Origin of the sequence: Micromonospora sp. NPDC007230, from assembly GCF_042869115.1 — a bacterium.
In the GTDB taxonomy this organism is placed as follows: domain Bacteria; phylum Actinomycetota; class Actinomycetes; order Mycobacteriales; family Micromonosporaceae; genus Micromonospora.
In genome coordinates this window covers 169087-182344 of record NZ_JBIAFE010000010.1, presented here as the reverse complement: position 1 = coordinate 182344, position 13258 = coordinate 169087, and the positions used below count along the sequence as shown (strand labels likewise).

Below are 13258 nucleotides of genomic sequence, written 5' to 3'. Positions count from 1 at the left end.
CGGTTGGGCATGCTTCCCTTGCCCATCCGGCTTGGGACGGTGGTTGCACCCACCCGGGGCCCGGGGAGACGGACGACCGGACGGCATCACGAGGGTCTGCGGCGGGTTCTCCGCAGAGATGCCATCCGGTCGTCCGACCTGGCACGGTCGTCTCAGTCGATCCAGAGCGCCACCCGGTGGTCCTCGTCCGTCACGTAGTAGCAGCGCCCGTCCAGCTCGGCCAACCCCTCCACATGGTGGAACGGCGCCAGCTCGGCCACCAGCTTTCCCGCCACCCGCGCGTCCGGCGTGACGTCCCACCGGAACCGGACGTGCCGCGAGGTCACCGCACCACCGTGCGGGTGGTCGTCCAACAGCACCGAACCCTTGCCCAACGCGTCGATCGACCCGATGACCGCCGCGTACCCGCCGTCGGGGGTGGGGGTGACGGCCCGGAAGCCGGTCAGCGCGCCCGGCGGGGTCACCCCGCTCAGGGCGTACGCCCCGACGGCCCGGGGCCAGCCCGGTTGAGCGCCGAACATGTCGGGCACCCCGGCCAGCTCGACCAGGATCGGCTCCCCCTCGGCGGTGACCGGGAAACGCAACCCGAGCAGCACCGTCCCGGCCGGCGTGAACGCGGCGGCCTCGACGTTGAGCGGCACGTCGTCCGCGGCGAGCCGGCACACCCAGCTCTTGGCCCGGGCGGTGCCCCGGGCCAGGGTCTCCACGATGAACCGGTGCCGGACCCGGTCGCCCGGCGGCAGCGGGGTCAGCGGGGCCGCGGCCAGGGCGTCGTTGACCGCCCGGTGCAGCCGGAACTGGTTGCGGACCACGTGCACCGGCAGTGTCCCGTAGGCGGCGTCCTCCTCGCGGAACCGGGCCACGAACGCGCGGCGGGGCCGCAGCGGGCCGGCCTTCGACCCGAAGTGCGAGCCGAAGACGTACACCCAGCCGTCGTGGTGGGCGAGGGCCTCGCCGTCCTCGGTGCGGCCGTTCTCCCGACCGGCGTCGGCGGCCACGTGATGCGCCACCCACTCGCCGTCGTGGCGTTCCACCAGCAGGGCCAGGCAGCGTTCCACCGGGCCCTCGTCCAGCACCGTCCAGAAACCCCGGCGGGCGCCGTGGGCGCGCAGCAGCGCCGGCGAGCGTACCGGCAACAGGTCGCTGGCCTCGTTGCCGGCCACGACGAACTCGACGGGTCGCAGGGTCACCGGGCCAGGGTACGAAGACCACGCTCGTAGAGTGTCGGAGTGCCCGAGACCCGCACCGACCTCCCGGCGTACGCCGACCTGCACGCCGACGCCGCCGCGCTGCTGAACCGCTGGACGCCGACCAGCCCGGCGGCCGCCCTGGCCCGGGACCGGACCCTGGAGCTGCTGTCCGCCGGGCCGGTGGCGATGAGCCGCGCCCACCGGGCCGGGCACGTCACCGCGAGCGCCCTGGTGCTCGACCACACCGGCGCGCGGGTGCTGCTCTGCCTGCACGGCAAGTTCCGCAAATGGGTGCAGCTCGGCGGGCACTGCGAACCCGGTGACCCGACCCTGGCCGCCGCCGCGCTGCGCGAGGCCGGCGAGGAGTCCGGGATCGCCGGGCTGACGGTCGACCCAGAGCCGATCGACGTGGACATTCACCCGGTCGCCTGCCAGGGCGGGTCACTGCACTACGACGTCCGGTTCGCCGTGCTCGCCCCGCCGGGGGCGACCGAGCGGGTCAGCGACGAGTCCGAGGCGCTGGGCTGGTTCCCGCCGGACCGCCTGCCCGAGCCGCTGGCCGACGGGACCGTCCAGCTCGTCGCGCCGGCCCTCGCCGCCCTGGCCCGCCGCGCCGCCGGCTGACCCGACGGCCCGGCGGGGGCGCACGACCCGGTCAGACCAGGCCCTCCTCGCCGCGCTCCTTCAGCTCGTCGACCAGCTTCTTCACGTCCTGGGCCCGGTCCCGCGGGCAGACCAGCAGCGCGTCCGGGGTGTCCACCACGATCAGGTCGCGGAGGCCGAGGGCGGCCACCAACCGGCCCGAGTGCGGCACCACCACCAGGCCGCTGCTGTCCCGCAGCAGGACTTCCGGCTTGGCGTCGGCGCCCAGCACCACGTTGCCGTCCGCGTCGGCGGGCAGCACGTCGCCGAGGGTGTGGAAGTCGCCGACGTCGTTCCAGCCGAAGTCACCGGGTACGGTGGCCACCCGCCGGGCGGTCGCCGCGCCCTCCATCACCGCGTAGTCGACGGAGATCTTCGGCAGGGTCGGCCAGACGGTGCCGAGGACGTCGTCCTGCTCCGGAGTCCCCCACGCCGCCGCGATCGCGACGATCCCGGCGTGCAGGGCCGGCTGCTGCCGGGCCAGCTCGGCCAAGAAGACGTCCACCCGCCAGACGAACATGCTGGCGTTCCAGAGGTGCCGTCCGGAGCGGACGTATCCCTCGGCCACCTCGGCGGCGGGCTTCTCCTTGAACTCGAGCACCGGACGCAGCGGACCGTCGCCCGTCGGCTCGCCGGTCTCCAGGTAGCCGTAGCCGGTCTCCGGCCGGGTCGGGGTGATGCCCACCGTCATCAGCAGCCCCTGCTCGGCGCCGCGGATCGCCTGGCGTACGGTCTCGGCCCACGACGCGGCGTCGCCGATCAGGTGGTCGGCGGCGAACGAGCCCATCACCGCCGTCGGCTCGCGCTCCGCGATCACGGCCGCCGCCAGCGCGATCGCCGCACACGAGTCGCGCGGCGAGGGCTCGACCAGGATGTTCTCCTCCGGCAGGCCAGCCAGTTGCCGGGCCACCGCCGCGACGTGCGCGGCCCCGGTGACCACCAGCGTGCACTCGGGTGTGGTCAACGGCGACAGTCGGTCCACCGTCGCCTGGAGCAGCGAGGCCGGGGTACCGGTCAGCGGGTGGAGGAACTTGGGATGGCCGGCCCGGGACAGCGGCCACAATCGTGTGCCACTGCCTCCCGCCGGGATGACGGCGTAGAACATCAGCACATCATGCCCGAACCACCACGGCACGGACGCCACGTCGGGCGGACGAGCATCCGACAGGTCAGGCCCGGGCCCGGCTCCACGCGGCGATGTGCACCTCCGCGCTGGACTCCCAGGTGAACTCCTTCGCCCGGTCGAAACCGGCCTTCGCCAGGGAGAGCCGGCGCTGCTCGTCGTCCAGCAGGGCGGTCAGGTCGGTGGCGATCTGGTCCGGGTCCTCGCTGGTGTACGCGACCGCGTCGCCACCCACCTCGGGCAGGGAGAGCCGCGGCGTGGTCAGCACCGGCGCGGCACACGCCATCGCCTCCAGGATCGGCAGCCCGAAACCCTCGCCGTACGACGGGTAGGCGGCGACCAGCGCGCCGCCGAGGAAGCCGGGTAGGTCGGCGTAGCGGAGGTAGCCCGGGCGGAGCAGCCGCAGGTGCGACGGAACCTCGGCCACCGCGCGGTCGATGTCGTCGTCATGCCCCTGGCCGCCGGCGATGACCAGCGCCGGAGGGTTGTCCCGGTCGGCCACCGCGCGGGCCCAGCCCCGGATCAGGTTGGGCACGTTCTTGCGCGGCTCCTTGGCCCCGAGGAACGCGACGTAGCTGCTGCTGCCCAGCCCGAGGCGCGCGCGGACCCGGGCCTTCTCCTCCTCGCTCGGGGCGTGGAAGGCGGCCTGGTCGACCCCGTGGTAGGCCACGTCGATCCGGGTCGGGTCGGCGTCCAGCAGGCGGATCAACTCGTCCCGGGTGGCCTTGCTCGGCACGATCACCCGGTCGGCGCGGCGCAGCGACGTCTTGATGGCGCTGCGGAAGAACGTCCGCCGGGACTTGTCGTAGTGCTCCGGTTCGGTGAAGAAGGTCGCGTCGTGCACGGTGACCGTCACCGGGCAGCCGGCCCGCAGCGGGCAGGTGTAGAAGGGCGAGTGCAGCACCTCCGCCGCCACCTGCTGGGCCAGCAGCGGCAGGCCGGTCTGCTCCCAGGCGAGCCGGGCCGGGCGGTGCGCGACCGCCGCCGGGGCGGGGATGACCTCGGCGCCGGGCAGCATCCGGGTGTAGCGCTCCAGGTCGGTGCGGAGGCTCACCACGACCAGATCCACGCCGGAGCCGCAGACCCGGCCGAGGGCGCCGAGCAGACCGTCGACGTATCTACCGACGCCGCCACGGTCGGCGGGGACACTCGTGGCGTCGATGAGCACGCGGGGCGGGCGACCGGCGGTCACGGGGCGACTCCTCAGGCTGTCGGCTGTGGGGAACAACACTGTCGGCAAGCCTACGCCGGGCCCGGGTCCCGGCGGTGACTGCGACCCGACGGTACGCCGACTTGTCCTTGCCATCGAGTACGGGCCACCGGCGCGTATCGTTCGCGACGATGGCCGACAACATTGCCCGGGTCTTCGCCGACGCGATCGCGACCGACCCCACGCGCCCCCTGCTGACCTGGTACGACGACGCCACCGGCGAGCGCACCGAGCTGTCCGGGGCGACCTTGGCGAACTGGGTGGCCAAGACGGCCAACCTGCTCGTCGACGAGGTGGCCCTCGCCCCCGGCGACCCGGCGGCCGTGCTGCTGCCCCCGCACTGGCAGACCGCCGCCGTGCTGCTCGGCTGCTGGTCGGCGAAGCTGACCGTGGTCGATGCGCCGGATGCCGTGGACGTGCTCTTCGCCGCGGCGGACCGGGTCGACGAGGCGGCTGCCTGGTCGGCCGGCGAGCGGTACGCGCTCGCGCTCGACCCGTTCGCCCTGCCGATGCGGCAGGTGCCGGCGGGCTTCGCCGACTTCGTGTCGGCGGTACGCGGCCACGGCGACCACTTCACGCCGCACCCGCAGGGTGGCGACGGGGACGCGGAGCTGCTGGCCCGCGCGGAGGCCCGGGGCGTGGAGCTCTGCCTCACCCCGGGCGACCGGCTGCTGGTCGACACCGGGCGGCACCCCGACCCGGTCGACTGGCTCCTCGCCCCGCTGGCCGCCGGCGCCAGCCTGGTCCTCTGCGGCAACCTCGACCCGGCCCGCCTCGACTCGCGCACCGCCACGGAGAAGGTCACCCGCAGCCTCGCCTGAGCGGGTGCCGCGCGGGGCGCTCCCCGGCCGGCACGCACCGTCAGGCGGGGGCGGACTCGTCGGTGTGGGCGCGGCGCTGGGCGAAGGCCGCGAATGCGGTCAGCGACTCCGGGTTGGCCAGGGCGCCCTTGGCCGCGGCGTGGTCGACCGGGGTGCCGGTGAGGATCTTCTTGACCGGCACCTCCAGCTTCTTCGCCGAGAGCGTGCGCGGGACCGCCCGGACCTGGTGGATCTCGTCCGGGACGTGCCGGGGCGACAGGGCGGTCCGCAGCTCGCGGCAGATCTTCTTCCGCAGCTCGTCGTCCAGCTCCAGCCCCTGGTCCAGCACCACGAAGAGCAGCAGCTCACCCGCCCCACCCTGGTCGTCCTCGAGGTGCACCACCACCGAGTCGACCACCTCGTCCAGCCCCTCGACCACCGAGTAGAACTCGGCGGTGCCGAGGCGTACGCCGCCCCGGTTCAGGGTGGCGTCCGAGCGGCCGGTGATCACGCAGCCGCCCCGCTCGTTGACGGTGATCCAGTCGCCGTGCCGCCAGACGCCCGGGTAGACCTCGAAGTACGCCTCCCGGTAGCGGGTGCCCTCCGGGTCGTTCCAGAAGCCCACCGGCATGCTCGGCATCGGCGCGGTGATGACCAGCTCGCCCAGCTCCCCGATGACCGGGGTGCCGTCCGCGGAGCGGGCCTCGACCTTCGCACCGAGCGCCCGGCAGGCGATCTCCCCGGCGTGCACCGGCAGCAGCGGCACGCCCCCGACGAAACCGGTGCAGACGTCCGTGCCGCCGGACAGCGACTGGAGCTGGAGCCGGTCACCGACGGTCTCGTACACCCAGGTGAAGCCCTCGGCGGGCAGCGGCGCGCCGGTCGAGCCGAGACCGCGCAGCGCGGACAGGTCGGCGATCTCCTTCGGGACCAGGCCGGCCTTGCGGCAGGCCAGCAGGAACGGCGCGGAGGTGCCGAAGTAGGTGGTGCCGGTCTGCGCCGCCAGCCGCCAGAGCGCGCCCAGGTCCGGGTGGCCCGGGTTGCCGTCGAACAGCACGATGGTCGCGCCCACCGCCGGACCGGAGACCAGGAAGTTCCACATCATCCAGCCGGTGGTGGTGAACCAGAAGAAGCGGTCGGCCGGGCCCAGGTCGTGGTGCAGGGCCAGCATCTTCAGATGCTCCAGCAGGATGCCGCCGTGGCCGTGCACGATCGGCTTCGGCAGGCCGGTGGTGCCGGAGGAGTAGAGCACGTAGAGCGGGTGGTCGAAGGGCACCGGGGTGAAGGTCAACGGCTCGTCGGTCTCCGCCGCCAGCTCCGCCCAGGAGATCGCGTTCTGGGGTGGCGTGCCGGCCGGGTCGAGGTACGCGATGCCGACGGTGTGCGCCAGCGACGGCAGCGCGGCCCGGATGGCGGCCACCTCGCCCCGCCGGTCCACCGGCTTGTCGCCGTACCGGTAGCCGTCCACGGCGACCAGGACCTTCGGCTCGATCTGCTGCCACCGGTCGGTGACGCTGCGGGTGCCGAACTCCGGCGCGCAGGAGGAGAAGATCGCGCCCAGGCTGGCGGTGGCCAGCAGCAGCACGAAGGTCTCCGGGATGTTCGGCGCGTACGCCGCCACCCGGTCGCCCCGGCCGACGCCGAGCCGGCGCAGCCCGGCCGCCACCCGGCGGACCCGCTCGCGCAGCTCCGCGGCGGTCAGCGTCTCCGGCGCGCGGGTCTGCCCGTGCGCGATCACCACCGGGTCGTCGTCCCCCCGGCCCGGCATCCGCAGCACGTTCTCCGCGTAGTTGAGCGTCACGCCGGGGAACCAGCGGGCGCCCGGCATGGCCGGGTCGGTGAGCGTGGCGGTCGGCGGGGTGTGCGCCACCACCTCGAAGTAGTCCCAGATCGACCGCCAGAAGGCGTCGAGGTCCGTCACCGACCAGCGCCACAGCGCGTCGTAGTCGGCGAACTCCAGCCCCCGGTGTTCAGCCAGCCAGCGCAGGTAGTCGCCGATCCGGGACCGCTCGCGCACGTCGGCCGGCGGCGTCCACAGCACGTCACCCACTGCTCCACCCTCCCTGAGGCCCCGTCACGACACTGTGCATGGGCCGTGGCGCCATCTTGCCCTACCCAGCGTCGCCATTCTCCGCACCGGGTGCCGCTCGGGGGGCGTGCCCACCCCACATCTCCACCCGTCCAACAGTGTGGCTGGGCGGGGAGGCGTGCCGCCAACGCCGCGCGCGGTGGCGGGCTGCTCGGTGCCTCGTCAGCCGGCCCGGTGGGCCTGGATCGCCCGGCGGCGGGCCAGCCGGTGGGCGCGGCGGATCTCCGCCTCCCGGTAGCGGCGCTCGTCCTCCAGGGTCTCCGGCAGCACCGGCCGGACCGGGCGCGGTGCGCCGCCCACGTCCACCCCGACGAAGACCAGGTACGCCGTGGCGACCGGGACCGGCTCGTCCTCGGCCGAGTCCCAGCGCTCGGCGACCACCTTGACCCCGACTTCCATCGAGGTGTGCCCGGTCCAGTTGACCTGGGCGTGCGCGTGCACCAGGTCGCCCACCCGGACCGGCTCCGAGAAGACGATCTCGTCGATCGAGGCGGTGACCGCGGTGCCACCGCTGTGCCGGGCCGCGGCGGCCCCGGCCACGTCGTCGACGAACTTCATCAGTACCCCACCGTGCACGGTCCCGTACAGATTGACATCGACTGCGGTCATGATCCGGCTGAGCGTGACCCGCGAATACGAGGTCGGCTTGCCCACCGGCCCGGTGGAGGGGTGATCTGTCATGCCGGAAACGGTACGGTGCGCGGATGCGACATCTCTGGAGCTTCCTCGCCGGGTTGGTGGTGGCGCCCGTCACCTGGGTGCTCGTCACCCTCGGTCAGGACGGGTCTGCAGGCACCGTGCACCGCTGGGTGGAGATCGGCACCTACAGCACGCCCAACCTGATCGAGCCGGCCGTGTATCTCGGGGTCGCCGGCATCCTGCTCGGCCTGCTCGGCACGCTGCGCTTCTCGCCGCTCGGTCCGCTCGTGGCCGGGCTGCTGCTGGTCATCCCGTACCTCGGGCTGTTCGTCTCGCCATTCACCGTCCGGGACTGGATCCCCGAGGGCTGGAAGATGCTCGGGGACCCGCTGCCACTGCGTCAGCCGGTGGAGAACGGCACGCTGTTCCTGATCGGCATGCTGCTGCTGATGGCCGTGCTCAGCGGGCAGCGCTGGCGGCAGTGGCCCGGGCGGCCGGCGGCCGAGGCGGAGCTGACCCCGGCCGACAAGCCGATCGAGCAGACCCAGTCGTTCAGCTGGCCCCCGGCCGACACGACGGACACCGCCCCGCTGACGCTGGGTTACCCCGACGCCACCCCCACCGAGCCCCTGCCCCGCCGCACCGCCGGCGAGTCGCCGTGGTCCGCGCCGCCGCGGGCGACCGGCCGACCGGAGGGCACCACCGAGACCCGTTGAGCACCGCGGGCGGGCCGGGGTCCCGGCCCGCCCGCCCGATCACCGCGCGGTGACCTCCTGGAAGACAGCGAACCCCGCCTCCCGCAAACGGGAGACGGGGTTTCCGCAGGTCAACGCCTACTTCATCAGCTGGCGAGCCATGACGATGCGCTGCACCTGGTTGGTGCCCTCGTAGATCTGGGTGATCTTGGCATCCCGCATCATCCGCTCGACGGGATAGTCGCGGGTGTAGCCGTACCCGCCGAGCAGCTGCACGGCGTCGGTGGTGATCTCCATGGCGGCGTCGGAGGCGAAGCACTTCGCGGCGGCGCCGAAGTAGGTGAGGTCCGCGTCACCCCGCTCGGACTTGCCGGCGGCGGCGTAGGTGAGCTGCCGGGCGGCCTCCAGCTTCATGCCCATGTCGGCGAGCATGAACTGGATGCCCTGGAAGTCGGCGACGGGCTTGCCGAACTGCTTGCGCTCCTGGACGTACCCCTTGGCGTAGTCCAGCGCGCCTTGGGCGATGCCGACCGCCTGAGCCGCGATGGTGACCCGCGTGTGGTCCAGGGTCCGCATCGCGGTGGCGAAGCCGGTGCCCGCCGCGCCGATCATGCGGTCCGCCGGGATCCGCACGCTGTCGAAGTAGACCTCACGGGTGGGCGAGCCCTTGATGCCGAGCTTCTTCTCCGGCGCGCCGAAGCTGACCCCGGGGTCGGACTTCTCCACCACGAACGCGGAGATGCCCTTCGACCGTGCTGTGGGATCCGTCACAGCGAAGACGGTGTAGTACTCGGAGACCCCGGCGTTGGTGATCCACCGCTTCACGCCGTTGAGCACCCAGTGGTCGCCGTCCCGGACCGCCTTGGTAATCATCGAGGCGGCGTCGCTGCCCGCCTCCGGCTCCGAGAGGCAGTACGAGAACATCGCGTCGCCGGCCGCGACCGGGGTCAGGTACTTCCGCTTGAGCTCCTCGGAGCCGGCCAGGATCAGCGGCATGGTGCCCAGCTTGTTCACCGCCGGGATCAGCGAGGACGCGGCGCAGGCACGGGCCACCTCCTCGATCACGATGGCCGTGGCCAGCGCGTCCGCGCCGGCGCCGCCGTACTCGACGGGGATGTGCGGGGCGTGGAAGTCGGCCGCCCGCAGCGCGTCGTACGACGCCTTGGGGAACTCACCCGTCTCATCCGCCTCGGCGGCCTGCGGGGCCACCTTCGCCGCACAGACCTCCCGCACCGCCTCCCGGATCGCCTCGTGCTCCTCCGGCAATCGGTAGACGTCGAACGACTGTTCCGCGGCCATGTGGCCCCTCCCCTTCACCGCTAAAATGCGCAGTCCGAGCGCTTTGAGTGCCGCCGACCGCACAGAGTGAAGGATAGCGACCGAGGATTCGGGGCTCCTTACCGCCGCGTAGGCTCGTGCATGATGGGCGTCGAAGCCGAGCGACGACCACAGAACGACAGGAAGTCCCCCACCGGTGCCCGGCCAGGCGCCGAGGCAGAATGCGACGCAAGGAAGCGCCGCCAGTGCGAGCGGAGATACAGGCGTGACGATCCCCTACCCGAACACCCAGCCGGTGCCGGCCATCGCCGCGGTGACCCCACCCTCGGGTGCCGCCCGACCCCGGGTGACCTTCCTCGGCACCGGCTACCTCGGTGCGACGTACGCCATCTGTTACGCCGAGCTCGGCTACGAGGTGCTCGGCTTCGACGTCGACACCGACAAGATCGCCAAGCTGAACGCCGGCGAGGTCCCGATCCACGAGCCCGGCCTGGACGAGCTGCTCCGGCGCAACCTGGCCGCCGGCCGGCTCCGGTTCAGCACCGACATCCAGGAGACCGCCGACTTCGGCGACGTGCACTTCATCTGCGTCGGCACCCCGCAGCGGGCCGACGGCATGGGCGCCGACCTGTCGTACGTCGAGGCGTCGGTGACCAGCCTCGCCCAGCACCTGACCCGCAAGGCGCTGATCGTCGGCAAGTCCACCGTCCCGGTGGGCACCGCCGAGTGGGTGGAGCAGCTGGTCGGCAAGCACACCCCGGCCGACCTGGGCGTCGAGGTGGCGTGGAGCCCCGAGTTCCTCCAGGAGGGCTTCGCCGTCGACGACGTGCTGCGGCCCAACCGGATCGTGGTCGGCGTCAAGAGCGAGTGGGCCAACGGGATGCTCTACGCCGCCCACAAGGGCGTCTTCGACCTGGCCGCCACCGAGGACCGCGAGGTGCCGCTGGTGGTCACCGACTTCGCCACCGCCGAGCTGGTCAAGGTCGCCGCGAACGCCTTCCTCGCCACCAAGATCTCCTTCATCAACGCGATGGCCGAGGTCTGCGAGGCCGCCGGCGGCGACGTCACCCAGCTGGCCCGCTCGATCGGGTACGACCCCCGCATCGGCAACCGGTTCCTCCAGGCCGGACTCGGCTTCGGCGGCGCCTGCCTGCCCAAGGACATCCGGGCCTTCCAGGCCCGCGCCCAGGAGCTCGGCGCCGGGGAGGCGCTGCGCTTCCTGCACGAGGTCGACCTGATCAACCTGCGCCGGCGGACCCGGGTGGTCCAGCTCGCCGCCGAGCTGCTCGGCCGCCGGTCGGGACCGGCCGGCCCGGACCTCTCCGGCACCCGGATCGCGGTGCTCGGCGCCACCTTCAAGCCGAACACCGACGACGTCCGGGACGCCCCGGCGCTGGCGGTCGCCTCGCTGCTCGGCAAGGCCGGCGCCGATGTGCACGTGTTCGACCCGCAGGGCATCGAGAACGCGCGCCGGGCGGTACCCGAGCTGACCTACGAGGCGAGCATGACCGAGGCCGTGCGCGACGCCGACCTGGTCTGCGTGCTCACCGAGTGGGCCGAGTTCCGCAACGCCGACCCGGTCGCCCTGGGCGAGCTGGTCAACGGCCGCAAGGTGGTCGACGGTCGCAACTGCCTCGACTCCACACTGTGGACGCAGGCGGGCTGGGAATACCGCGGCATGGGTCGCCCCTGACCCCTGGCGACGGCAGCGGCCGGTCGTGGCACTCCGCCACGGCCGGCCGCTTCTTTTGCTGTCGGGAACCGCCGCCAACGTCGAAATCCGCGCCCGGTCAAGGCATGCTGCGACAGTGGAGGTCTACAGTGCGGGCCGGCCCGGACGGAGGGTAGTCAGTTGATGGCGTGTCGAGGATCATCGGCGCTCTCTGATACCTATGGTGCTCACGTGGGCGTGAGGGGATCGGCGTCGTCGCGGGGCATTGTGTCTGTTCTCGCGTGGCGGCGGTACCGGATGAGACGCTGCCCGTTCCACCTGCCAGCCAGGTCGGCTCGTCATGGTGGGTAAACCGTTGTCTGCGTTCGCCGCGCAGTGTCGCCGCCTGCTCGTGGTCGACGCGAGGTTGATGAGGATCTGGTGCGGGACGTGACCGAGATCCTGACCTCGCTGTGCGCCCGACTGTACGGCCGCCGCGTGCCAGCGAACCGTTCCCGCCGCGCGATCGACGCCGCCATCGGCGAGGGCGGCACCGTATGAGGGTGGTGCAGGCGTACCGGTACGCGCTGGATCTGACCCCGGTGCAGGAACGTGCGGTGCTTGCCCACGCCGGTGCGGCGCGAGTGGCGTACAACTGGGCCCTTGCCAGGGTGAAGGCGGTCATGGACCAGCGCTCCGCGGAACGCACCTACGGCGTGCCTGACGAGTTGCTCACCCCGACTGTAGGCTGGAGTCTGCCGGCGTTGCGGAAGGCGTGGAACGCGGCCAAACGGGACGTGGCGCCGTGGTGGCCGCAGTGTTCCAAGGAGGCTTTCAACACCGGCCTCGACGCCCTGGCCCGCGGCTTGAAGAACTGGTCCGACTCGCGTGCCGGGAAACGCGCGGGGCGGCGGGTGGGTTTTCCACGATTCAAGTCCCGCCGCCGGTCGACACCGTCCGTGCGGTTCACCACGGGTGCGATCCGGGTGGGGCCGGACCGCAAGCACGTGGTCCTGCCCCGGCTGGGTCGGCTGAAGCTTCACGAGTCCGCCCGCAAACTTGCCCGCCGTCTGGAGGCAGGCACGGCCCGGATCCTGTCCGCGACGGTGCGCCGTGACGGCGGACGGTGGCATGTCGCGTTCACCGTTGAGGTTGACCGGGCCGAGCGCACACCGATGCGACCGCAGGCAGTGGTCGGCGTGGACGTCGGGATCACGCACCTCGCGGTGCTGTCCACCGGCAAGCTCGTGCCCAACCCGCGTCACCTCGAGGACGCAGCCAAGCGGATGTGCCGCCTCGCCCGACGCCTGTCCCGGCGCGTCGGCCCGGATCGGCGTGCCGGGCAGCGGCCCTCGAAGCGGTGGGAACGTGCAAGGCGGCAGGTGGCCCGGGCGCATGCACGGGTGGCGAATCTGCGCCGCGACGGCCTGCACAAACTCACCACCCGCCTAGCCCGCGAGTGCGGCACCATCGTGGTCGAAGACCTCAACGTGGCCGGCATGTTGCGCAACAAACGGCTCGCGCGGCGTATCGCTGACGCCGGGTTCGGTGAAATCCGCCGGCAGATGACATACAAGACCACATGGAACGGCGGCCGGCTGATCGTGGCCGACCGCTGGTATCCCTCCAGCAAGACCTGCTCGGCCTGCGGCACGGTGAAAGCCAAACTGACCCTCTCCGAGCGCACCTGCACCTCCTGCGGCCTGGTCCTCGACCGAGATCTGAACGCCGCACGCAACCTCGCCGCGATCGCGCGTGCGGCCACAACCGCCGGGAGTGGCCCGGTGGCAGGACGTGGAGCCGACCATAAGACCCGCCCCAGCGGGCCGGTGGCCGTGAAGCGTCAACCCGGCGCCGCCCAGGCGGGTAAGACCGGGACCGTCCCACCGCAAGGCGGGACTGCCATTCACATGCTCACCAGAGCTGAAAGGTAACGGTGTC

11 protein-coding genes and 1 pseudogene are annotated in these 13258 nt (G+C 72.5%); 6 read left to right on the top strand and 6 right to left on the bottom strand.

What is annotated here, in order from left to right:
- Window positions 1–152 precede the first annotated feature (152 nt).
- On the bottom strand, window positions 153–1190 hold the full coding sequence (locus ACFYML_RS16740) for a hypothetical protein (protein ID WP_387421453.1): 1038 nt from the start codon (window positions 1188–1190) through the stop codon (window positions 153–155).
- 39 nt (window positions 1191–1229) lie between these two features.
- Here ACFYML_RS16740 and ACFYML_RS16735 point away from each other — a divergent pair, with 39 nt between their 5' ends.
- Entirely contained in the window at window positions 1230–1814 is a 585-nt protein-coding gene (locus ACFYML_RS16735; RefSeq protein ID WP_387421452.1) for an NUDIX hydrolase, read from the top strand.
- A 31-nt stretch (window positions 1815–1845) separates the two neighbouring features.
- Here the strand turns inward: ACFYML_RS16735 and ACFYML_RS16730 are convergent, their stop codons facing one another.
- Entirely contained in the window at window positions 1846–2937 is a 1092-nt protein-coding gene (locus tag ACFYML_RS16730) for a mannose-1-phosphate guanylyltransferase (RefSeq protein WP_387421450.1), read from the bottom strand.
- 64 nt (window positions 2938–3001) lie between these two features.
- Complete coding sequence (locus ACFYML_RS16725) at window positions 3002–4147, bottom strand: glycosyltransferase family 1 protein (protein ID WP_357436516.1); 1146 nt, start codon at window positions 4145–4147, stop codon at window positions 3002–3004.
- A gap of 149 nt (window positions 4148–4296) precedes the next feature.
- On the opposite strand from ACFYML_RS16725, the gene ACFYML_RS16720 reads away from it, so the two are divergent.
- Complete coding sequence (locus ACFYML_RS16720; RefSeq protein WP_387421449.1) at window positions 4297–4986, top strand: TIGR03089 family protein; 690 nt, start codon at window positions 4297–4299, stop codon at window positions 4984–4986.
- 40 nt (window positions 4987–5026) lie between these two features.
- Here the strand turns inward: ACFYML_RS16720 and ACFYML_RS16715 are convergent, their stop codons facing one another.
- Window positions 5027–7015, bottom strand: coding sequence for an acetoacetate--CoA ligase (locus ACFYML_RS16715; protein WP_387421448.1), 1989 nt, complete (start codon window positions 7013–7015; stop codon window positions 5027–5029).
- Window positions 7016–7216: 201 nt separating this feature from the next.
- On the bottom strand, window positions 7217–7735 hold the full coding sequence (locus tag ACFYML_RS16710; RefSeq protein WP_387421447.1) for an acyl-CoA thioesterase: 519 nt from the start codon (window positions 7733–7735) through the stop codon (window positions 7217–7219).
- Between the two features lie 23 nt (window positions 7736–7758).
- Between ACFYML_RS16710 and ACFYML_RS16705 the strand changes: the two genes are divergently transcribed.
- A complete protein-coding gene (locus ACFYML_RS16705; RefSeq protein ID WP_387421446.1) occupies window positions 7759–8409 on the top strand; it encodes a hypothetical protein in 651 nt (216 codons plus the stop codon).
- Between the two features lie 117 nt (window positions 8410–8526).
- On the opposite strand, the gene ACFYML_RS16700 is transcribed toward ACFYML_RS16705, so the two are convergent.
- Window positions 8527–9687 carry an acyl-CoA dehydrogenase family protein gene (locus tag ACFYML_RS16700; protein WP_387421445.1) on the bottom strand — a complete coding sequence of 387 codons (1161 nt, stop codon included), beginning with the start codon at window positions 9685–9687 and terminating at the stop codon, window positions 8527–8529.
- 244 nt (window positions 9688–9931) lie between these two features.
- Here ACFYML_RS16700 and ACFYML_RS16695 point away from each other — a divergent pair, with 244 nt between their 5' ends.
- The 3 genes and pseudogenes from ACFYML_RS16695 to tnpB all read left to right on the top strand — a co-directional run bounded on the left by ACFYML_RS16695 (window position 9932) and on the right by tnpB (window position 13251).
- Window positions 9932–11359, top strand: a complete 1428-nt coding sequence (locus ACFYML_RS16695; protein ID WP_387421444.1) for a UDP-glucose dehydrogenase family protein — start codon at window positions 9932–9934, stop codon at window positions 11357–11359.
- Window positions 11360–11696: 337 nt separating this feature from the next.
- Window positions 11697–11878: pseudogene (locus tag ACFYML_RS16690) on the top strand (IS607 family transposase); the annotation flags it as partial.
- The gene (gene tnpB, locus ACFYML_RS16685; protein ID WP_387421443.1) at window positions 11875–13251 is read left to right on the top strand and encodes an IS607 family element RNA-guided endonuclease TnpB; all 1377 of its coding nucleotides are present in this window, start codon (window positions 11875–11877) and stop codon (window positions 13249–13251) included. The pseudogene ACFYML_RS16690 and the gene tnpB, both read left to right, overlap by 4 nt.
- The last annotated feature ends 7 nt before the right edge of the window (window positions 13252–13258 follow it).

Coding starts and splice junctions, on each gene's coding strand:
- ACFYML_RS16730 (WP_387421450.1), bottom strand. CDS start 2,937: ATGTTCTACGCCGTCATCCCGGCGGGAGGCAGTGGCACACGATTGTGG.
- ACFYML_RS16720 (WP_387421449.1), top strand. CDS start 4,297: ATGGCCGACAACATTGCCCGGGTCTTCGCCGACGCGATCGCGACCGAC.
- ACFYML_RS16710 (WP_387421447.1), bottom strand. CDS start 7,735: ATGACAGATCACCCCTCCACCGGGCCGGTGGGCAAGCCGACCTCGTAT.
- ACFYML_RS16705 (WP_387421446.1), top strand. CDS start 7,759: ATGCGACATCTCTGGAGCTTCCTCGCCGGGTTGGTGGTGGCGCCCGTC.
- ACFYML_RS16700 (WP_387421445.1), bottom strand. CDS start 9,687: ATGGCCGCGGAACAGTCGTTCGACGTCTACCGATTGCCGGAGGAGCAC.
- tnpB (WP_387421443.1), top strand. CDS start 11,875: ATGAGGGTGGTGCAGGCGTACCGGTACGCGCTGGATCTGACCCCGGTG.